This window comes from Micromonospora sp. CNZ280, from assembly GCF_011759515.1.
The window spans coordinates 1470880-1490881 of the sequence record NZ_JAAOYP010000002.1 but is presented as its reverse complement, the minus strand read 5'-3'; the positions used below and the strand labels follow the sequence as shown (position 1 = coordinate 1490881).

Genomic DNA, 20002 nt, shown 5'->3' with positions numbered 1-20002 from the left:
CCGGCCCGGCCGTGGTACTGCCGTCCCGCCGGGGCCGGTCGAGGGGCGCCGACGAGGCCGGGGCCGGTCCGCGAGTGGCGGACCGGCCCCGGCCGGGCGGTGCGGCGGCTGGTCAGCCGGCGTGCTTGCGGCGGGCGGCGGCCCGGGCGCGGGCGGTCTGGTCGAGCACCACCTTGCGGATGCGGACCGCGGCCGGGGTCACCTCGACGCACTCGTCCTCGCGGCAGAACTCGAGGGCCTGCTCCAGCGACAGCTTGCGCGGCGGGATCAGCTTCTCGGTCTCGTCGGCGGTCGACGAGCGCATGTTCGTGAGCTTCTTCTCCTTGGTGATGTTGACGTCCATGTCGTCGGAGCGGGAGTTCTCTCCGACGATCATGCCCTCGTACACCTCGGTGCCCGGCTCGACGAAGAGCTGGCCGCGTTCCTGCAGGTTGGTCATCGCGAAGGCGGTGACCGCGCCGGATCGGTCGGCTACCAGCGAGCCGTTGTTGCGGGTCCGCAGCTCGCCGAACCACGGCTCGTAGGACTCGAAGACGTGGTGCAGGATGCCGGTGCCGCGGGTCTCGGTGAGGAACTCGGTGCGGAAGCCGATCAGCCCGCGGGCGGGCACCAGCCACTCCATCCGGATCCAGCCGGTGCCGTGGTTGACCAGCTGCTCCATCCGGCCCTTGCGGCTGGCCAGCAGCTGCGTGATCGCGCCCAGGTACTCCTCGGGGGCGTCGATGGTCAGCCGCTCGACCGGCTCGCAGGTCTTGCCGTCGATCTCCTTGGTAACCACCTGCGGCTTGCCGACGGTCAGCTCGTAGGACTCCCGGCGCATCTGCTCGACCAGGATGGCCAGCGCCAGCTCGCCGCGGCCCTGCACCTCCCAGGCGTCCGGACGCTCGGTGGGCAGCACCCGCAGCGACACGTTGCCGACGAGCTCCTTGTCGAGGCGGTCCTTGACCATCCGGGCGGTGACCTTGGCGCCCTTGACCCGGCCCACCAGCGGCGAGGTGTTGGTGCCGATGGTCATCGAGATGGCCGGCTCGTCGACGGTGATCAGCGGCAGCGGCTGCGGGTTCTCCGCGTCCGCGAGGGTCTCGCCGATCATGATCTCGGGGATGCCGGCGACGGCGATGATGTCGCCCGGGCCGGCCGAGTCGGCGGGCTTGCGCTCCAGGCCCTCGGTCATCAGCAGTTCGGAGATGCGCACCCGCTGGGTGCTGCCGTCGGTGCGGCACCAGGCCACGGTCTGGCCCTTGCTGATGGTGCCCTGGCGCACCCGGCACAGCGCGAGCCGGCCGAGGAACGGGGAGGCGTCGAGGTTGGTGACGTGCGCCTGCAGCGGCGCGTCCTGCTCGTACGCGGGCGGCGGGATGGTGTCCAGCAGGGTGCGGAACAGCGGTTCGAGGTTGTGGCTGTCGTCGGGCACCGCGCCGTCGGCGGGCTGGGTCAGCGAGGCGATGCCGTCGCGGGCGCAGGCGTAGACGATCGGGAAGTCGATCTGCTCCTCGTCGGCGTCCAGGTCGAGGAAGAGCTCGTAGGTGTCGTCCACGACCTCCTTGATCCGGGCGTCCGGGCGGTCCACCTTGTTGATCACCAGGATGATCGGCAGGCGGGCCTTGAGCGCCTTGCGCAGCACGAACCGGGTCTGCGGCAGCGGGCCCTCGCTGGCGTCGACCAGCAGCACCACGCCGTCGACCATGGTCAGGCCGCGCTCCACCTCGCCGCCGAAGTCGGCGTGGCCGGGGGTGTCGATGATGTTGATGGTGACCGGGTCCGAGCCGTCGGCCGGCAGGTAGCGCACGCCGGTGTTCTTGGCCAGGATGGTGATGCCCTTTTCCCGTTCCAGGTCCATGGAGTCCATCACCCGGTCGGCCATCTCGGCCCGGGCGCTGAACGCGCCGGCCTGCCGCAACATGGCGTCGACCAGGGTCGTCTTGCCGTGGTCGACGTGGGCGATGATGGCGACGTTGCGGAGGTCGGTGCGAAGCTGCATACCCTCCATACTCTCCTGTCTGCGGTTGCCGGGGTCGGGTCGGGGTCATCCCCCAGATGGCCCCCGGTCTGGGGCGAAACTCCTGTCCCAGCCGTTGCGACGGCTGGCATGCTGACCCTCGTGTTCATGGGGGCCGAGTGCACGACCTGCTGACGTCTCTGCAGGGCCTGCCGGCCCTGCTGATCTACCTGGTCGCCGCGCTGATCGTCGCGGCGGAGACCGCCGTGATCTTCGGGCTGCTGGTGCCGGGCGAGGCGACCCTGCTGCTGGTCGGCTTCCTAGCGTACGCGGGGACGTTACGGCTCGCCCCGGCGCTGCTGGTGATGGTGGGCGCCGCCGTGATCGGCGACACACTCGCGTTCCGCGCCGGCCGGCGGTACGGGTCGCGGCTGCGCGCCAGCCGGCTCGGCGCCCGGGTCGGCCCGCACCGGTGGCGGCGGGCGGAGACGATGCTCGGCCGTCTCGGCGGGCGGGGGGTGTTCACCGCCCGCTGGGTGGCCTTCGTCCGCACCCTGGTGCCCCGGCTGGCCGGCGCGGCGGGCATGCCGTACCGGCGGTTCGCGCCGTGGAACGCGGCCGGGGTGGCCAGCTGGGTGGGCGGGTCGGTGCTGGTCGGCTACCTGGCCGGGGAGTCGTACGAGACGGTGTCCCGGCTGCTCGGCCGGGCCACCGGCGCGGTGCTGGTGCTGCTGGCCGCGCTGGTCGCGGTGGTGCTGGCCGGGCGGTGGCTGGGCCGCAACCCGGACCCGGCCCGGGCGCTGCTGTCCCGGGCGGCCGGGCTGCCGCCGGTGCGCTGGCTCGGCGCCCGGTACGGCATCCTGTTCTTCCTGCTCGCCATGCGGATCGGGCCGGCCTGGACGCTGCTGATCAATCTGGCCGCCGGGCTGCTGCTGCTCTTCGTCGCCGGGCTGGCCATCGCCTGGCTGCTCGGGGCGGTGGTGCGGCACAGCGGGCTGGCCGTCGTCGACGGGGCGATAGCCGGCTGGTTCGCCGACCGGCGTACCCCCGGCACGGTCGACGCCACCCTCGCGGTGGTCTCGGTGCTGCGCGGCTCGGCCCTGATCGTGGTGGTGGCGGTACTGGCCGCGGTGCTGGCCTGGCGGCACCGGCCCTGGCAGGCCGACCTGCTCAGCGTGGTCGGCACGGCCGGGGCGTTCATGCCGCTGGTGGTGCTGGCCGTGGTGACCGACCTGACCGGTCCCGGCGGCGGAGCTGTCGTCTTCCCGACGCAGACCGCGGTGGTGACGGCGAGCCTGTGCACCCTCGCCTGGCTGGTGTCCCGGCACGCCCGCTGGCCGGTGGCGGTGGCCGCCTGGACGGCCGCCGCGGCCGGGGTGGTGGGGCTCGGCGGCGCCCGCCTCTACCTGGGGTTCAGCACCGCCAGCGGCACCGCCGGCTCGGTGCTGCTCGGGATCGCCTGGACGACCGTGTTCATGGTGGCCTGGGCCACCCGGGACCGGGCGGTGGGCAGCGCCGGGCAGCCGGCGGAGGTGTCGTCGGGGCCCCGGCGGCCGGTCCGGCCCTGCTAGGGTGCGCCACGACACGGGGGAGGTGTCGAGATGCGTCGACGCATGGACCGGCTCGCCGCGGTGCTGCTGGTCGGGATGCTGCTGGCCGGCACGTCGGCGGGCTGCGCCGGGCAGCGGGCCGGGTCGGGCGACCTGACCGCGCCGGTGGCCGCGCCCACCGCGCTGCCGGGTGACCCGCTCGACGGCGGGCCCGACGGGGAACCGTCGGCGCAGCCGAGCGCGGTCGAGGCGCTGGGCGCGGCGCCGACCCGCGCCGCGTCGCCGAGCGCCGCCCCGAGCCGTACGCCGAGCCGGGCGCCCCGGCCCCGCCCGGTCGCCAAGCCGCCCACCGAGACGAAGGTGCCACCGGCGCCGCCGAAGTCGCCGTCGAGCGGCTGCGAGCCCAGCTATCAGGGCAGCCAGGCGAGCCGGGCCCAGGCGAAGGCGGCGCTGACCGACGCGGCGGCGAAGACCTACTGGCCGACCTCCGCGCCGAGCATCACGATCCCGCTGAACCTGGTCAAGGCCACGGCGTGGCAGGAGAGCGGCTGGCAGTCCAACATCGTCGCGTGTGACGGCGGCATCGGGCTGATGCAGGTGATGCCGGCCACCGCGGACTGGATGAACCAGCGGTTCGGGCAGAGCTACGACGTGCGCGACTACCGCGACAACGCCTACCTCGGGGCCAACTACCTGGCCTGGTTGACCAAGTACATCGGCGACATGTACTTCGAGGCGGACTACCGCCTCGACGCCGGCCTGTGCACCGCCGAGCTGGACTCCTGCCTGCTCAACGCGGTCATCGCGGCCTACAACTACGGCCACGGCGCGGTCGCGGTGGAGGGCCGGCCGCTGGCCGTGCCCAACCCGGGCTACGTGCGCAACGTGCGGGCGCTGATGACCGAGTGCGTCTGCCTCGGCTACTGAGCCCGGCGCGGGGCCGGCACCACGTCGGCCGCCGGGGCGGCGGGGCCGGGAGGACCCGACCCCGCCGCGGTCGAGGGCGACGTCGCCGGCGCGCCGCTCACCGCCGGGCGGCGGCGACCGGCTCGGCGTCCGGCTGCTCCGCCGCGGTCCGCTCGATCCGGCCCGGCCACCAGAACCGGTCGCCGAGCAGGAACGCGAGCGCCGGCACCAGCACCGTACGGACCAGCAGGGTGTCGAGCAGGACGCCGATGCAGACGATGACCCCGATCTGGGTGAGCAGGATCAGCGGCAGTACGCCCAGCACGGCGAAGACCGCGGCGAGCAGCACCCCGGCGCTGGTGATCACCCCGCCGGTGACCCGCAGCGCGGAGCGCATGCCGGCGCGGGTGCCGGCGGGGCGGGCGTCCTCGCGGGCCCGGGTGACCAGGAAGATGTTGTAGTCCACCCCGAGCGCCACCAGGAACACGAAGGCGAGCAGCAGCACCTGACTGTCCAGTGCCGGGAACCCGAGCACGTGGTCGAAGAGCAGCCACGCCGCGCCCAGGCTGGCGAAGAACGACGCGATGACGGTGAGCACCAGCAGCACCGGGGCGAGCAGGCCGCGCAGCAGCGGCACGAGCACGGCGCCGACGAGCAGCAGGATGATCGGCAGGATCAGCCGCAGGTCCTTGCCGTTGGCCCTGTCGGAGTCGTAGGTGGCGGCGACCGAGCCGCCGACCACCGCGCCGGTGAAGGGGTCGGCGCCGTCGACCGCGGGCGGGGCGGAGCCGGGCACCGCGGCGACCGCGTCGCGCAGCGCCTCGATCGTCCGGTCGGAGTCGGCGGTGCCCGGCTCGGCGTCGAGCACCACGTCGACCTGGGCCACCTCGGCGCCCGCCTCGCCGGGGCGTGCGGACGCGACGCCCGGCACGGCCGCGGCGGCCTGGGTGACGGCGGGCACCGCCGCGGGCGTGGTGAGCACGGCGACCGGCTGGGTGGTGCCGGCGGGGAAGGCTCGGGCGAGGGTTTCGGCGCCGGCGACCGCCTCGGGCTTGACCCGGAACTGCTCGGTCTCCGACAGGCCGGTGCGGATGCCGAGCCCGCCGAGGGAGAGCGCGGCGAGCAGCAGCACGGCGAGCGCCGCGACCGGCGCGGGGCGGCGTTCGACGGCGGCACCGAGCCGGCCCCACAGCCGGCCCTCCCGGACCGCGCCGCCGACCCGGGGCACGAACGGCCAGAACAGGCCGCGGCCGAAGATCACCAGCGCGGCGGGGAGGACGAACAGCGCCGAGGCCATGGCCAGGACGACGCCGGTGGCGCAGGCCACCGCGAGGGCGCGGTTGAGCTCCTGCTCGGACAGCAGCAGGGTGAGCACGCCGAGCACGACGGTGAAGCCGCTGGCGAGGATGGGCTCGGCGGTGCGGCGCAGGGCGGCGCGCATCGCCACGAACCGGTTCTCCTCGCGCCGCAGTTCCTCCCGGTAGCGGGCGATGAGCAGCAGCGCGTAGTCGGTGGCGGCGCCGAAGACGAGGACGCTGGCGATGCCGGTGACGGCGCCGCCGGGCAGGTTGATGCCGACCGCCGGGACGATCGTGTCCAGGACGCGCAGGGTGAGCTGCTCGGTGGCGGCGACCACGACGAGCGGCACGATCCAGAGGAACGGGCTGCGGTAGGTGACGAGCAGCAGCAGCGCGACCACGGTGGCGGTGACGGCGAGCAGGGTGGTGTCCGCGCCGTCGAAGACCTTGGTCAGGTCGGTGGTGAAGGCGGGTCCGCCGGTCACCGAGACGGTGAGCGCCTCGGGCGTGTCGCCGAGGGCGGCGCGGAGCTGGTCGACCCGGCCGGCGACCTCCTGCTGCCCGCCGGCGGTCGACAGCGGTACGACGACCAGGGCGACCGTGCCGTCGGGGGAGACCTGCGGCGGGCTGACCCGACCGCTGGCGGCGAACCGACCCAGCTCGCCGGCCTGGCCGGCGAGCGCCGTGCGGTCGGCTTCGGTGAGCGGGGCGCCGTCGGTGCGGCTGGTGACCACGATCGCCGGCTGCACGTCGCGGGAGGGCAGCTGGTCCTGGAGCCGTTCGACCTGGGTCGACTGCCATCGCACGGACAGGCCGGTGGCCGAGACGGGTTCCGGGTTGTCCGGCTGGGGCAGCCCGAAGACGGCCGCGCCGAAGACGAGCGCGGCGACCACGGTGAGCCACGCGGCCAGCCGGCCACGGGCGACGTGGGTGAACAGGGACATGGCGGGCGCCTCCCGGTCTGCGGCCGGCGGGGCGCGTCCGTGGACGCACACACCCATCTCCCGGCTGCCAAGTATCTTGAGGATCGAGATTATCGACCGCTGAGCTATGCTGCAACTCGACGACGACGGGCGGCAGGGAAGGCGGACGTGGCGACGCACGGCATGTACCGGCGGCGGGACACCCGGCGCGAGCGGCTGGTCGCGGAGATCACCGCCGAGCTGCGCCGGTACTCCAGCGACGCGCAGCACATCGGGCACGCCTTCGCCGCGCTGCACGGGCTCAACGCCACCGACCTGCAGGCGCTGATCGCCGTGATGGACGCCGAGCTGGTCGGCCAGCCGATCACCCCCGGGCGCCTCGGCGAGCAGCTCAACCTCTCCTCCGGCTCGGTCACCGCCCTGATCGACCGGCTGGAACGGGCCGGGCACATCCGCCGCGACCGCGACACCGCCGACCGGCGGAAGGTCTTCCTGCACTACGCCGACCGGGGCGCCGAGCTGGCGATGGACTTCTTCCGGCCGCTGGGGCGGCGTACCGACGAGGTGATGTCCGGGTTCAGCGACGACGAACTGGCGGTGGTGCACCGGTTCATGTCGGCGATCAGCGCCTCCATGCGCGAGCACCGCGACACCGTCCGCTCGGCCCGCCCTGCCCCGGCCCGCCGCCCGGGCTGACCGCGGTGCTGGACCGGCTGGCCACCCGGGTCGCCACCGCGCTGCTGCGGCTGCCCGCCGCGCGTACCCGGCGGGTCACCCTCACCCGTGACATTCCGGTGCGGGTCCGCGACGGGGTGGTGCTGCGCACCGACCACTACGCCCCCGACCTGCCCGGCGCGCCGGCCGTGCTGATCCGCACCCCGTACGGGCGGGGCGGGCCGATGCGGCTGCTCGGGCGGCTCGCCGCCGAACGGGGCTTCCACGTCGTGATCCAGTCCTGCCGCGGCACGTACGGCTCGGGCGGGGTGTTCGAGCCGCTGGTGCACGAACGCGACGACGGACTGGACACCCTGGACTGGCTGCGCCGTCAGCGCTGGTGGACCGGGGCGTTCGGCATGTTCGGCGCCAGCTACCAGGGGTTCGTGCAGTGGGCGCTGGCCGCCGACGCGGGCGACGACCTGCGCGCGATGGTCGCCGTGGTGACCGCCTCGGCGACCCGCGACTCCACCTACGCCGGGGACTCGTTCGCGCTGGACACCGTGCTCACCTGGGCCGAGCTGCTGCAGGCGCAGACCGTGCCCTGGCTGGCCCGGCAGTGGGAACTCAAGCGCGGGCAGCCCCGGCTGGTCGCCGCGCTGGCCCACCTGCCGCTGGCCGAGGCGGACCGGATCGCCACCGGGGTGACCGTGCCGTTCTTCCAGGAGTGGCTGCGCCACCACACCCCCGCCGCCGACTACTGGCGTACCCGGGTCTTCGACGACCGGATCGCCCAGGTGCGCGCGCCGGTGGCGATGGTCAGCGGCTGGCACGACATCTTCCTGCCGGCGCAGCTGCGCGACTTCGCGGCCCTGCGCGCGGCCGGCGCCGCGCCCCGGCTGACCGTCGGGCCGTGGACCCACGGCAGCCCGGGGCTGTTCGTGGCGGCCCTGCGCGACGGGCTGGACTGGCTCGACGAGCACCTCGCCGGCCGCCCGGTGGCCCGGACCTCGCCGGTGCGGGTACACCTCGGCGGGGCCGGCGGCGGCTGGCGGGACCTGCCGGACTGGCCACCGCCGGCCACGCCCGTCCGGTGGCACCTGCACCCGGCCGGCGTGCTGGCCACCGAGCCGGCGGTGCCGTCCGCCCCGGACGGGTTCTGGTACGACCCGGCCGACCCCACCCCCTCGCTCGGCGGCCCGCTGCTGGTCGCCCAGCGCGCCGGGCCGGTCGACAACCGCCCGGTGGAGGCCCGACCCGACGTGCTCACCTGGACCAGCGCGCCGCTCACCGAGCCGGTCGAGGTGGCCGGCCCGGTGCACGCCGAGGTGCACGTCCGCAGCGAACTGTCCTATCTCGACGTCTTCGTGCGACTGTGCGACGTGGACCGGCGCGGCCGGTCCTGGAACGTCTGCGACGGGCTGGTCCGAATCGAGCCGGGGCGCTATCCGGCCGACCCCGCCGGCGTCGTACGGGTGCCGGTGGAGTTGTGGCCCACCGCCCACCGGTTCGCGCCCGGGCACCGGTTGCGTGTGCAGGTCTCCGGCGGCGCCCACCCCCGGTACGCGCGTAACCCCGGCACCGGCGAGCCGCTCGGCACCGCCGTCACGTTGCGTGCCGGCCATCGGGAGATCCTGCACGATCCCGACCACCCGTCGGCGATCGTCCTGCCGGTGCTGAATTCTGTTCCGCCACCGGGTCCACGCTGAACAGACCCCGTCTGAACTGGGCGTTTGTCTGTCGACCGAGTTATGGTTGGGCAACGCCCGGCGTTGTGCACCAGTTGGCCGGGCGCGCGTGTGCCGCCCCCTCGCCGCATACCCGGCGTCACTGTCGTGTCCGGCCCTTGACCCGACGAGGGGGACTCATGACGCGCGCACCCACCAACCTGTTGACCGTGCGCAACCTGCTGCTCACCCATCTCAACGTCGATCCCGACCGGGTGCGGAGCCAGGACCTCGAACCGGCCGAGGTCGGCATCGTCGGTGACGCCTCGCACCGCGGCGGCTACCACTGCGGCTCCGACCGGGTGGTCGCCGGCGACTACTCGGTGGTGGAGTCACCCCGGGACCGCAACGGGTTGACCCTGGACGCCGCGGCGCTCGACGTCGGGCAGTTCGAGGTCCGCTCCGGCGGGCGCACCCACGACCTGCGCAGCTTCTCCGTCTGGTGCGTCGGCCAGTGCACCGCCGACGCGCCGGACACCCGGGACATCCGCGAGATCATCTACTCCCCGGACGGCAGGGTCGTCCGGCGGTGGGACCGGCTCAACCGGCGCAGCACCGGCGACGACTCCCACCTGTGGCACACCCACTTCAGCTTCTTCCGCGACGCGATCAAGGCGGGCCGGGACCAGACCCCGCTGTTCCGCCGCTACCTGACCACCATCGGCCTCATCGAGGGAGACGACATGACCCCGCAGGAGCATGCCTGGCTGGAGACCATCCACCGCAACCTGACCGTCCTGGACGGCCGCAACCCGGTCGGGCAGATCTACACCCGGATGGCGATGGGGGAGGACCACCTGAACACCAGCTACGTGGTGCCCCACCCGAGCCTGCAGAGCCTCGGCGCGCAGCTCAGCGCGGTGCAGACGGCACTGAGCCAGCTCGCCGGCAAGGACGTCACCGACGAACCGGCGATCATCGCGGGTGTGCTGGCCGGGCTGACCCCGGAGAAGATCGCCGCGGCGATCCCACCCACGCTGGCCCGCCAGGTGGCCGACGAACTGGCCCGTCGGCTGGCCGCCTGAGGCCGGCCCGCGGGCGACCGGGCCCCGCGCAGCGTGATACCGCGGAGTCATCGTGACGACTCCGCGGTATCACGCGCCGTCCGGAACGACGCGATCGCCGGAGTTTCGCAAGATAGATTACGCAATAGTTCTTGCGAAACTTCTCTTGCCGATGGCAGGCTGGCGGCATGCCGAACCCCGACGTACGCCAGGTGACCGACTCACGGGTCCTGGCCGCGCTCGCCCACCCGCTGCGCCGACGCCTGATGGACGTGCTGAAGGTGCACGGCCCGTCGACGGTCGGTGTGCTCGCCGACCGCACCGCACAGGCCCCGGCCAACGTCAGCCACCACCTCAAGGTGCTCGCCGCCGCCGACCTGGTCGTCGAGGCGCCGGAGCTGGCCCGCGACCGCCGTGAGCGGTGGTGGCGCCTGGTCAGCCGGGGGGTGGCCTGGTCCAGCGCCGACTTCGACAGCGACCCGGCGGCCCGGGCGGTGGCCGACGCCGCCACCTCGCTCAACCTCGACCGGCACGTCGCGCTGGCCCGGGCCTGGCACGCCGCCGGCGACGACGCGCACGAGGCCTGGGGCGAGGGACCGTTCTCCACCGACCGGTGGCTGCACCTCACCCCGGAGGAGCTCGCCGAGCTGAGCCGCGAGCTGACCGACCTGCTGGCCCGCTGGGCCGAGCGGAAGGCGCCCGACGACGGGCGCCGCCGGGAACCGGTCTTCCTGTTCGCCCACGGCTTCCCGGCCCGGCCGTGAGCCCGGCGACGGCCACCCGGCCCGCCGAGCGGGACGCCGGCGGCCGCCCGGCCAACGGACTGCGCGGGCACCGCGACTTCCGGCTGCTCTGGGCCGCGCAGACGGTCAGCAGCCTCGGCAGCAACGTCACCGCGGTGGCGCTGCCTCTGGTCGCGGTGACCGTGCTCGACGCGAGCACCTTCGCGGTGGCGGTGCTCACCGCCGCGGCCTGGCTGCCCTGGCTGCTGATCGGCCTGCCGGTGGGCGCCTGGGTGGACCGGCTGCGCCGCCGGCCGGTGATGATCGTCTGTGACGTGCTCTCGGCGCTGCTGTTCCTCAGTGTGCCGCTCGCCGCCGTGCTGGAGGTGCTCACCGTCGGGCAGCTGCTGGTGGTGGCCCTCGGCGGTGGGGTGTCCCGGGTCTTCTTCGAAACCGCCGACCAGGTCTACCTGCCGGCCCTGCTGCGCCCGGAGCAGCTGCCGGCCGGCAACGCCCGGATCCAGGCCACGCACACCGCCAGCTACGTGCTGGGTCCGGGGATCGCCGGCCTGGTGGCGCAGCTCGCCGGCGCGGTCACCGCCCTGCTGCTGGACGCGCTGAGCTTCCTGGTCTCCGCGGTCTGCCTGCTGCGCATCCGGCGGGTCGAGCCGCGGCCCGAGCCGGCCGGGCGCACGTCGTCGCTGCGGCGGCAGATCGCCGAGGGGATCCGGTTCGTCGCCGGGGATCCGTACCTGCGGGTGCTGACGCTGTTCGGCGCGGCCAGCAACATCGGGCTGGTCGGCTACCAGGCCGTCCTGGTGGTGTTCCTGGTCCGCGAGGTCGGGGTCGCGCCGGGCCCGGTCGGCGTGCTGGTCGCGGTGATGAGCCTCGGCGGCATCGTCGGCGCGGTGCTGGCCACCCGGCTCGGGCGTCGCCTGGGCACGGCCCGGGCGATGCTGCTGGCGGCGGCGTTCACCGGGCCGCCCGCGCTGCTGATCCCCCTCGCCGGTGCGGGCGCCGGGTTGGTCTGGCCGGCGCTCGGCGGGGTGCTGGTCAGCCTCGGGGTGGCGGTCGGGAACGTGCTCAAGAGCAGCTTCCGGCAGACCTACCCGCCGCACCACCTGCTCGGCCGGGTGACGGTCAGCATGCAACTGCTCAACTACGGGACGATCCCGCTCGCCGCGGTGGCGGCCGGCGCGCTCGGCGCCGCTTTCGGCACCGGCACCGCGGTCGGGGTGATGACCGGCTGGCTGGCGCTCACCCCGCTGATCCTGCTGGTCGGGCCGCTACGGCGACGGCGGGACCTGCCCGCCGCGCCCGGACCATCCTGACGCGCTGCGGCGGCGGCCGGTACGGCCGCCGCCACCGGCACGGGTCACATCGGGCGGACGTTGTCCGCCTGTGGACCCTTCTGCCCCTGGGTCACCTCGAACTCGACCTTCTGGCCCTCGCTCAGCTCCCGGTAACCGCTCGTCGCGATGGCCGAGTAGTGGACGAACACGTCCGGACCCCCGCCGTCCTGCTCGATGAAGCCGAAGCCCTTTTCCGAGTTGAACCACTTAACCGTGCCGGTTGCCATGCATCTCTCCTGTTCGAAGCGGCTGACCGCCGGCCGTCAGCCGATGATCGCCCTGTACCTTTCCGACAGTAACCGGCCAAACCCCGATCTGCCGGGCGAAGTGCCGCAGGCGGTGCGAGCAGTTCCGCGGACCGGCATCGTGAAAGCCGCGCGGCGGCCGGCCCGCTACGGCATGCTTGCGCCGGTGACCGAAGTCGCGAACGCCGCCCTCACCGACCTGGAGCGGGAGATCCTCGCCCCCGGCGGTGGGTTGGACCGGCTCCGGCTGGTGCGCACGCCGTTCGTGCCCGAGGTGCGGCTGCACCTGGCCGAGGACGCGATCGTCTGGTGGGCCCGGATGGAGGCGCACGCCGGACGCAACCTGCCGCCGCCGTACTGGGCGTCGGTCTGGGCCGGTGGCCAGGCCCTCGCCCGCCACCTGCTCGACCACCCCGAACTGGCCGCCGGCCGCCGGGTGCTCGACCTGGCCGCCGGCTCCGGGCTGGTGGCCATCGCCGCCGCGCTCGCCGGCGCCCGGCGGGTGGTCGCCAACGACATCGACCCGTACGCGGTCGCGGCGGTCACGGTCAACGCCCGGGCCAACCGGGTCGCCGTCGCGGCCACCGGAGGCGACCTGCTCGACACCGACGGCGCCGGAGTGGACCTGCTGGTGGCCGGGGACGTGTTCTACGACGCGCCGCTCGCGGCGCGGATGCGGGCCTTCCTGAGCCGGGTCGCTGCCACCGGTGCCGACGTGCTGGTCGGCGACCCCGGCCGGGGTCACCTGCCGCCGGGCCTGACCGTGGTCGCCGATTATCCGGTGCCGACCACCGAGCCCAGCGTCGACTCGCCGGTGCGCCGGGTGCAGGTGCTGCGCCCCCGCTGACGCCGGGCCCTACTCAGGGACCACCCGGAGGGGGAATCAGGGGCGGGTGGGGAGCAAACCCGATGTCCATCGTGGTCGCCGGGTCATAGCGTACGGGGCATGGCGAATTGGCTGGCCCAGGTCGGGGAGCTTCCCACCACCCTGCTCATGGGGGTGCTCGGGGTGGTCATGCTCTTCGACGCCGTACCGCTGCTCGGGGTGCTGGTCCCGGGCGACGTGGCGATCCTCGCCGCGGTCGGGGTGGGGCGGCCGGCGACCGGCCTGGCCACGTTCGCCGCCGTGGTGGTCGGTTGCCTCGCCGGCTGGTCGCTGAGTTTCCTGGCCGGCCGCCGGTGGGGTGACCGGCTACGGCACAGCCGGGTCGGCGGCTGGATCGGCGAGTCGCGCTGGGCGGCGGCGGAGCGGATCCTGCGCCGCGGGGGCGGCCGGATGGTGCTGGTCGCCCCGTTCCTGCCGGTGTTCAACGCGCTGCTGCCGCTGGCCGCCGGCGGGCTGCGGATGTCGTACCGGCGCTTCCTCGGCTGCGCGACCCTCGGCGCCGCCGCCTGGGCCGGCCTCTACCTGGTGCTCGGCATCGCCTCCCGGTCGCTGGCCGGGCTGCTGCCCGGGCCGGCCAGCCCGATGCTGGTGACCATGGCGGTCGGGCTGGTGCTGGCCACGCTGGTGCTGCTGGGTACGCGGCGGCGGCTGCGGGCGCTGGCCGGCTGACGGGGTGACCGGGGTTGCGGTGGGGGGCTTGCCGTGCCGGGCTTCGGGTGGTTGCGGTGGGGGAGGGGGCCTGCCGTGCCCGGCTCCGGGCGGTCAGGCTTGATCCCTGCGCCGGGCACGGCAGGCCCCCTCCCCGTCGTGGGCCGGGTTCGTCCGGGCGTGGGGCGCCGCGGCCGTCGGTTGGGTGATCTCTGGGCGCGGCCGTCGGTTGGGTGAACTCTGCGGTGGTGCCCTGTGTCGGACGGGGTGGGGGTTACCAGCCGCGGGTGCGCCACTGGGGGAGTGCGGGGCGTTCGGCGCCGAGGGTGCTGTCCTTGCCGTGGCCCGGGTAGAACCAGGTCTCGTCGGGCAGCCGGTCGAAGAGCTTGTGCTCGACGTCGTCGATCAGCGCGGTGAACCGCTGCGGGTCCTTGTTGGTGTTGCCCACCCCGCCGGGGAAGAGGCTGTCGCCGGTCCAGAGGTGCGGCGTGCCGCCCGGGTCGCGGTAGAGCAGCGCGATCGAGCCGGGGGTGTGCCCGCGCAGGTGGATGACCTCCAGCGGGCAGTCGCCGACCCGCACCGTGTCGCCGTCGGCGAGCGGCTCCGACTCGATCGGCAGCCCGGCCGCGTCGTCGGCGTGCGCCAGGGCGCGGGCGCCGGTCTTGGCGACCACCTCCTCCAGCGCCACCCAGTGGTCCATGTGCTGGTGGGTGGTGACCACGGTGGCCAGGCCGGCGTCACCGACCAGCTCCAGCAGGCGCGGCGCCTCGTTCGCGGCGTCGATCAGCAACTGCTCGCCGGTCGACCGGCAGCGCAGCAGGTAGGCGTTGTTGTCCATCGGGCCCACCGACACCTTGGTGATGGTGAGCTGGTCGAGCTCGCGTACGGCCGGCGCGCCGCCGGGTGAGACGTCTCCGCGGTAGGTCATGACGGTGTCTATATCCATTCCGGTGGCTCGGGGAGCGGACCGTCCGGGGTGACGGTCAGCACGTCGCCGCGGCTGCGTCCGATCAGCCAGGCGGCGAGTTCGGGGGCGGCGCCGGTGACCACGGGCGCGTGCGCCCGGTCGCCGATCACCAGTTCGTGCCGGCTGCCGTCGAAGCGCAGCACCATCGGCGGCGCGTCGCCGCGCTCGGCCAGGTCGGTGGCCACCTCGTGCAGCAGCCGGTGGCCGAACGCCTCGGGCCAGTCGGCCGGGCGGTGCCCGGCGGCCAGGTCGACGTGGTGCACCGCCAGCTCGCGCAGCCGGCCCCAGACCAGCAGGGCGGCGACCTTGGGACCGCGTGGCGTGTCGACGGTCGCCGTCCACGCCTCGGCGGGCATCGCGGCGACCGCCTCGGCGAACCGGTCCGCCGAGCGGCGCAGGTCGTCCAGGTGCGCCTCCGGCGGGCGGCCGGCGCCGGCCTCGATGTCCGCCGCCCGGGCCGCCGCCGAGGCGTACATCGGCACCGGCTCGCCGGTACGGGCCGCGGTGAGCAGGTTGACGAAGCCGTCGGCGTTGCGGGCCAGGTGCGTCAGCACGTGCCCGCGGGTCCAGCCCGGCAGCAGCGACGCGGCGGCGATGTCCGCATGGTCGAAGGTGGCCGCGGTGCGCAGCAGGCGCGCCGTGGCGTCGTCCACCTCACCGGTCAGCAGGAGCGGATCCGTGGTCACGTTCCGACCCTAACGGTCGCCCGCCCGCACGTCGCCGGGGAAATCGCTTTCGGCGCGTCGCCGGGACCCCTACCGTCGGCTCGGAAACGCGGCACCGGGAACTCGGAGGAGGTGGTGATCATGCCGGTCTCAGCACGCGTGCGTCACCGACTCCGACACCGATGAGGATTTCATGACCATCGACCTGACCGCCCTCGGCTGGGACGCCGACCGGGCGGCACACCTGCGCCGTCGTACCGACCACCGTCCGGGCCGGGTCGCCCGGGTCGACCGCGGCGTCTGCACCGTGCTCTGCGTGGACGGCCCGGTCCGCGCCACCCTGGGCGGGGCGGTGCTGGCCGCCGCCGCCCACGACCTGACCCGGCTGCCCTGCGCCGGGGACTGGGTGCTGCTCGGCACCTGGCCGGACCAGCGGATCACCGTCGAGACGGTGCTGCCCCGGCGCACCGCGCTGATCCGCCGGACCGCCGGCAAGGACGCCAGCGGCCAGGTGCTCGCCGCGAACCTGGACGCCGCCGCCGTGGTGGAGCCGGTGCACCCCGAGCCGGACGTCGGCCGGATCGAGCGGCTGCTCTCCCTCGCCCACGAGTCGGGCGCCCGACCGCTGCTGGTGCTCACCAAGGCCGACCTGGCGGCCGATCCGGCGGCGATCGCCCGGCAAATCGCCGCCGTCGCCCCCGGGGTGCCCGTGCTGCCGGTCAGCGCCGAGCGCGGCACCGGGCTGGACCCGCTGCGCGCCGAGGTGGCGCCCGGCCGCACGCTGGGCCTGCTGGGCCCGTCCGGGGCCGGCAAGTCGAGCCTGGTCAACGCGTTGGCCGGGGCGGCGGTGATGCCCACCCAGGCGATCCGCCGGGTCGACGGCAAGGGCCGACACACCACCACCTGGCGGGCCCTGGTGCCGGTGCCCGGCGGCGGAGCCGTGCTGGACACCCCCGGGGTGCGGGCGGTCGGCCTGCTCGACGGCTCGGCCGGGCTCGACCGGGCCTTCGCCGACATCGCCGAACTCGCCACCGGCTGCCGGTACGGCGACTGCGGGCACGACGGGGAGCCCGGCTGCGCGGTGCGCGAGGCGCTGGAGAGCGGCGAACTGCCGGCGCGGCGTTGGGAGAGCTGGCGGCGGCTGCAGCGGGAGGTGGCGTACGAGACCCGCCGCCGGGAGACCCGGCTGGCCGCCGAGCGCCGGGGCGGCTGGCGTGGCGCCCGCCGGCGGGCCAACCGGCCGGCCCGACCGCCCTCGCCCGGCGGGTTCTGAACCGCGACGCCGGTGACCGATAGTGGATCACCGGCGGTGCGGTCACCGACCGGCCCTCGCCGCCGCATCGGGGCCCGGCGAGGGCGGTCGACGCCGCCGCGTCGGGGCGGACGATGCGCTCGTCGCCGCCCTCCGGGTCGCGGCCAGCTGGGCTGAGCTGCGGGAATGTGCCGGGCGGAAAAAGTGTCGTACCTCGGGGCTAGAGTTGCCGAGGCGCTTTTCTGCGCTCGCACAACCGCTCAGAATCACCACGGAGCGGGACAGATCCTCCTCTCTTCTTCACCCGGGAGTACACGGACAGTGGCCGACCGACTGATCATCCGTGGCGCGCGCGAACACAACCTGCGTGACGTCAGTCTCGACCTGCCCCGGGACGCCCTGATCGTCTTCACCGGGCTCTCCGGGTCGGGCAAGTCGAGCCTGGCCTTCGACACGATCTTCGCCGAGGGGCAGCGCCGCTACGTCGAGTCGCTCTCCTCGTACGCCCGGCAGTTCCTCGGCCAGATGGACAAGCCGGACGTCGACTTCATCGAGGGCCTCAGCCCGGCCGTCTCGATCGACCAGAAGTCCACCTCGCGCAACCCGCGGTCCACCGTCGGCACCATCACCGAGGTCTACGACTACCTCCGGCTGCTCTTCGCCCGCATCGGCGAGCCGCACTGCCCGGTCTGCGGCGAGCGGATCTCCCGGCAGAGCCCGCAGCAGATCGTCGACCGGGTGCTCGCGATGGCCGAGGGCACCCGGTTCATGGTGCTCGCCCCGGTGGTCCGCGGCCGCAAGGGCGAGTACGTCGACCTCTTCGCCGAGCTCCAGGCCAAGGGCTACGCCCGGGCCCGGGTCGACGGCGTGGTGCACCCGCTGACCGAGCCGCCGAAGCTCAAGAAGCAGGAGAAGCACACCATCGAGGTGGTGATCGACCGGCTCACCGTCAAGCCGAGCGCCAAGCAGCGGCTCACCGACTCGGTCGAGGCGGCCCTGGGCCTGTCCGGCGGGCTGGTGTTGCTCGACTTCGTCGATCTGCCCGAGGACGACCCGGAGCGGGAGCGGCGCTTCTCGGAGAACCTCGCCTGCCCGAACGACCACCCGCTCGCCATCGAGGACCTGGAACCCCGGGTCTTCTCCTTCAACGCCCCGTACGGCGCCTGCCCCGAGTGCACCGGCCTGGGCACCAAGAAGGAGGTCGACCCGGAGCTGGTCGTGCCCGACCCGGAGCGCACCCTGCGCGAGGGCGCCATCCAGCCCTGGTCCACCGGGCACAACCTGGAATACTTCCTGCGCCTGCTGGAGGCGCTCGGCGAGGCCGAGCACTTCGACGTCGACACCCCGTGGCGGGCCCTGCCGTCCCGGGCGCAGAAGGCCATCCTGCACGGCTCCGACGACCAGGTGCACGTGCGCTACCGCAACAAGTACGGCCGCGAACGCTCCTACTACACCGGCTTCGAGGGCGTGGTGCAGTGGATCGAGCGCCGCCACGCCGACACCGAGTCGGACTGGTCGCGGGACAAGTACGAGGGCTACATGCGGGACGTGCCCTGCGCGGCCTGCGGCGGCGCCCGGCTCAAGCCCGAGGTGCTCGCGGTCACCATCGCCGGCAAGAGCATCGCCGAGGTCTGCAACCTGTCGGTGGGCGAGTGCGCCGAGCTGCTGGCCGGCATCGAGCTGACCGACCGGCAGAAGATGATCGCCGAGCGGGTGCTCAAGGAGATCAACGCCCGGCTGCGGTTCCTGCTCGACGTCGGCCTGGACTACCTCTCCCTGGACCGGCCGGCCGGCACCCTCTCCGGCGGCGAGGCGCAGCGCATCCGGCTGGCCACCCAGATCGGCTCCGGCCTGGTCGGCGTGCTCTACGTGCTGGACGAGCCGTCCATCGGGCTGCACCAGCGCGACAACCACCGGCTGATCGAGACCCTGGTCCGGCTGCGCGGCCTGGGCAACACGCTGATCGTCGTCGAGCACGACGAGGACACCATCCGCACCGCCGACTGGATCGTCGACATCGGCCCGGGCGCGGGCGAGCACGGCGGCAAGATCGTGCACAGCGGCTCGGTGCCGGCGTTGCTGGAGAACCAGGATTCGGTGACCGGGGCGTACCTGTCCGGCCGCAGGTCGATCCCGACGCCCCGGTCGCGCCGGCCGCAGACCCCGGGCCGCGAGCTGGTGGTGCACGGCGCGCGGGAGCACAACCTGCGCAACCTGACCGTGTCGTTCCCGCTCGGTCAGCTGATCGCGGTCACCGGGGTCAGCGGCTCCGGCAAGTCGACCCTGGTCAACGACATCCTCTACGCCGTACTGGCCAACCAGATCAACGGCGCCCGGCTGGTGCCCGGCCGGCACACCCGGGTCTCCGGGCTGGAGCACGTCGACAAGGTCGTCGGCGTCGACCAGTCGCCGATCGGGCGGACGCCGCGGTCCAACCCGGCCACCTACACCGGGGTGTGGGACCACGTCCGCAAGCTCTTCGCCGAGACCACCGAGGCCAAGGTCCGGGGGTACGGCCCCGGCCGGTTCTCGTTCAATGTCAAGGGCGGCCGGTGCGAGGCGTGCTCCGGTGACGGCACCATCAAGATCGAGATGAACTTCCTGCCCGACGTGTACGTCCCGTGCGAGGTCTGCAAGGGCGCCCGCTACAACCGGGAGACCCTGGAGGTGCACTACAAGGGCAAGACCGTCTCCGACGTGCTGGAGATGCCGATCGAGGAGGCGGCCGAGTTCTTCTCCGCCATCCCGGCCATCCACCGGCACCTCAAGACGCTGGTCGACGTCGGCCTCGGCTACGTCCGGCTCGGCCAGCCGGCGCCCACCCTCTCCGGCGGCGAGGCGCAGCGGGTGAAGCTCGCCTCCGAGTTGCAGAAGCGTTCCACCGGCCGGACGGTCTACGTGCTCGACGAGCCGACCACCGGCCTGCACTTCGAGGACATCCGCAAGCTGCTGATGGTGCTCGAGGGCCTGGTCGACAAGGGCAACACGGTGATCACCATCGAGCACAACCTCGACGTGATCAAGACGGCGGACTGGCTGATCGACATGGGCCCGGAGGGTGGGCACCGGGGCGGCACGGTGCTGGCCACCGGCACCCCCGAGGAGGTCGCCGAGGTGGCCGAGAGCCACACCGGGCAGTTCCTGCGCCAGGTGCTCAAGCTCGACGGCGCGGCGAAGGGCGCGACCGCGGCCACCACCCGGGCGGCCAAGGCCAACGGCGCCAGCAAGCGCACCACCCGCAAGGCCGCCGCCGCGGCCCGCTGA

General features: G+C 74.0%; 16 protein-coding genes. 11 read left to right on the top strand and 5 right to left on the bottom strand.

Annotated elements, in window-relative coordinates; translation table 11 throughout:
- Nucleotides 1–112: 112 nt before the first annotated feature.
- The gene (gene typA / locus FHX32_RS21630) at nucleotides 113–1981 is read right to left on the bottom strand and encodes a translational GTPase TypA (RefSeq protein WP_088992874.1); all 1869 of its coding nucleotides are present in this window, start codon (nucleotides 1979–1981) and stop codon (nucleotides 113–115) included.
- Between the two features lie 137 nt (nucleotides 1982–2118).
- Between typA and FHX32_RS21625 the strand changes: the two genes are divergently transcribed.
- Both FHX32_RS21625 and FHX32_RS21620 read left to right on the top strand, forming a co-directional pair.
- Complete coding sequence (locus tag FHX32_RS21625; protein WP_167178360.1) at nucleotides 2119–3510, top strand: DedA family protein; 1392 nt, start codon at nucleotides 2119–2121, stop codon at nucleotides 3508–3510.
- A gap of 30 nt (nucleotides 3511–3540) precedes the next feature.
- Complete coding sequence (locus FHX32_RS21620; RefSeq protein ID WP_167185935.1) at nucleotides 3541–4416, top strand: transglycosylase SLT domain-containing protein; 876 nt, start codon at nucleotides 3541–3543, stop codon at nucleotides 4414–4416.
- Between the two features lie 97 nt (nucleotides 4417–4513).
- On the opposite strand, the gene FHX32_RS21615 is transcribed toward FHX32_RS21620, so the two are convergent.
- Nucleotides 4514–6637 (bottom strand): efflux RND transporter permease subunit, encoded by a 2124-nt coding sequence (locus tag FHX32_RS21615; protein ID WP_167185932.1) that lies wholly within the window; start codon nucleotides 6635–6637, stop codon nucleotides 4514–4516.
- A gap of 162 nt (nucleotides 6638–6799) precedes the next feature.
- Here FHX32_RS21615 and FHX32_RS21610 point away from each other — a divergent pair, with 162 nt between their 5' ends.
- The 5 genes from FHX32_RS21610 to FHX32_RS21590 all read left to right on the top strand — a co-directional run bounded on the left by FHX32_RS21610 (nucleotide 6800) and on the right by FHX32_RS21590 (nucleotide 12054).
- Entirely contained in the window at nucleotides 6800–7312 is a 513-nt protein-coding gene (locus FHX32_RS21610) for a MarR family transcriptional regulator (protein ID WP_167186403.1), read from the top strand.
- Nucleotides 7313–7317: 5 nt separating this feature from the next.
- Nucleotides 7318–8979: a CocE/NonD family hydrolase gene (locus FHX32_RS21605; RefSeq protein ID WP_167185928.1), complete on the top strand. Its 1662-nt coding sequence runs from the start codon at nucleotides 7318–7320 to the stop codon at nucleotides 8977–8979.
- Between the two features lie 158 nt (nucleotides 8980–9137).
- Entirely contained in the window at nucleotides 9138–10022 is an 885-nt protein-coding gene (locus FHX32_RS21600) for a hypothetical protein (protein WP_167185925.1), read from the top strand.
- Nucleotides 10023–10189: 167 nt separating this feature from the next.
- A complete protein-coding gene (locus FHX32_RS21595) occupies nucleotides 10190–10765 on the top strand; it encodes a helix-turn-helix domain-containing protein (protein ID WP_167185922.1) in 576 nt (191 codons plus the stop codon).
- Nucleotides 10762–12054 (top strand): MFS transporter, encoded by a 1293-nt coding sequence (locus FHX32_RS21590; protein WP_486481227.1) that lies wholly within the window; start codon nucleotides 10762–10764, stop codon nucleotides 12052–12054. Before FHX32_RS21595 ends, FHX32_RS21590 begins: the two co-directional genes overlap by 4 nt.
- 44 nt (nucleotides 12055–12098) lie before the next feature.
- Here FHX32_RS21590 and FHX32_RS21585 read toward each other — a convergent pair whose 3' ends face one another.
- Nucleotides 12099–12302: a cold-shock protein gene (locus FHX32_RS21585; protein ID WP_088992880.1), complete on the bottom strand. Its 204-nt coding sequence runs from the start codon at nucleotides 12300–12302 to the stop codon at nucleotides 12099–12101.
- Between the two features lie 172 nt (nucleotides 12303–12474).
- On the opposite strand from FHX32_RS21585, the gene FHX32_RS21580 reads away from it, so the two are divergent.
- Nucleotides 12475–13167, top strand: coding sequence for a 50S ribosomal protein L11 methyltransferase (locus FHX32_RS21580; protein ID WP_167186397.1), 693 nt, complete (start codon nucleotides 12475–12477; stop codon nucleotides 13165–13167).
- A gap of 99 nt (nucleotides 13168–13266) precedes the next feature.
- Entirely contained in the window at nucleotides 13267–13875 is a 609-nt protein-coding gene (locus FHX32_RS21575) for a VTT domain-containing protein (RefSeq protein ID WP_167185919.1), read from the top strand.
- A gap of 253 nt (nucleotides 13876–14128) precedes the next feature.
- Here FHX32_RS21575 and FHX32_RS21570 read toward each other — a convergent pair whose 3' ends face one another.
- Nucleotides 14129–14782 carry an MBL fold metallo-hydrolase gene (locus FHX32_RS21570; protein ID WP_167185916.1) on the bottom strand — a complete coding sequence of 218 codons (654 nt, stop codon included), beginning with the start codon at nucleotides 14780–14782 and terminating at the stop codon, nucleotides 14129–14131.
- Between the two features lie 8 nt (nucleotides 14783–14790).
- Nucleotides 14791–15507, bottom strand: a complete 717-nt coding sequence (locus FHX32_RS21565) for a maleylpyruvate isomerase family mycothiol-dependent enzyme (protein ID WP_167185913.1) — start codon at nucleotides 15505–15507, stop codon at nucleotides 14791–14793.
- Nucleotides 15508–15679: 172 nt separating this feature from the next.
- On the opposite strand from FHX32_RS21565, the gene rsgA reads away from it, so the two are divergent.
- Together rsgA and uvrA are read left to right on the top strand one after the other, a co-directional pair.
- The gene (gene rsgA / locus FHX32_RS21560; protein WP_167185910.1) at nucleotides 15680–16759 is read left to right on the top strand and encodes a ribosome small subunit-dependent GTPase A; all 1080 of its coding nucleotides are present in this window, start codon (nucleotides 15680–15682) and stop codon (nucleotides 16757–16759) included.
- A 300-nt stretch (nucleotides 16760–17059) separates the two neighbouring features.
- A complete protein-coding gene (gene uvrA, locus FHX32_RS21555; protein WP_167185907.1) occupies nucleotides 17060–20002 on the top strand; it encodes an excinuclease ABC subunit UvrA in 2943 nt (980 codons plus the stop codon).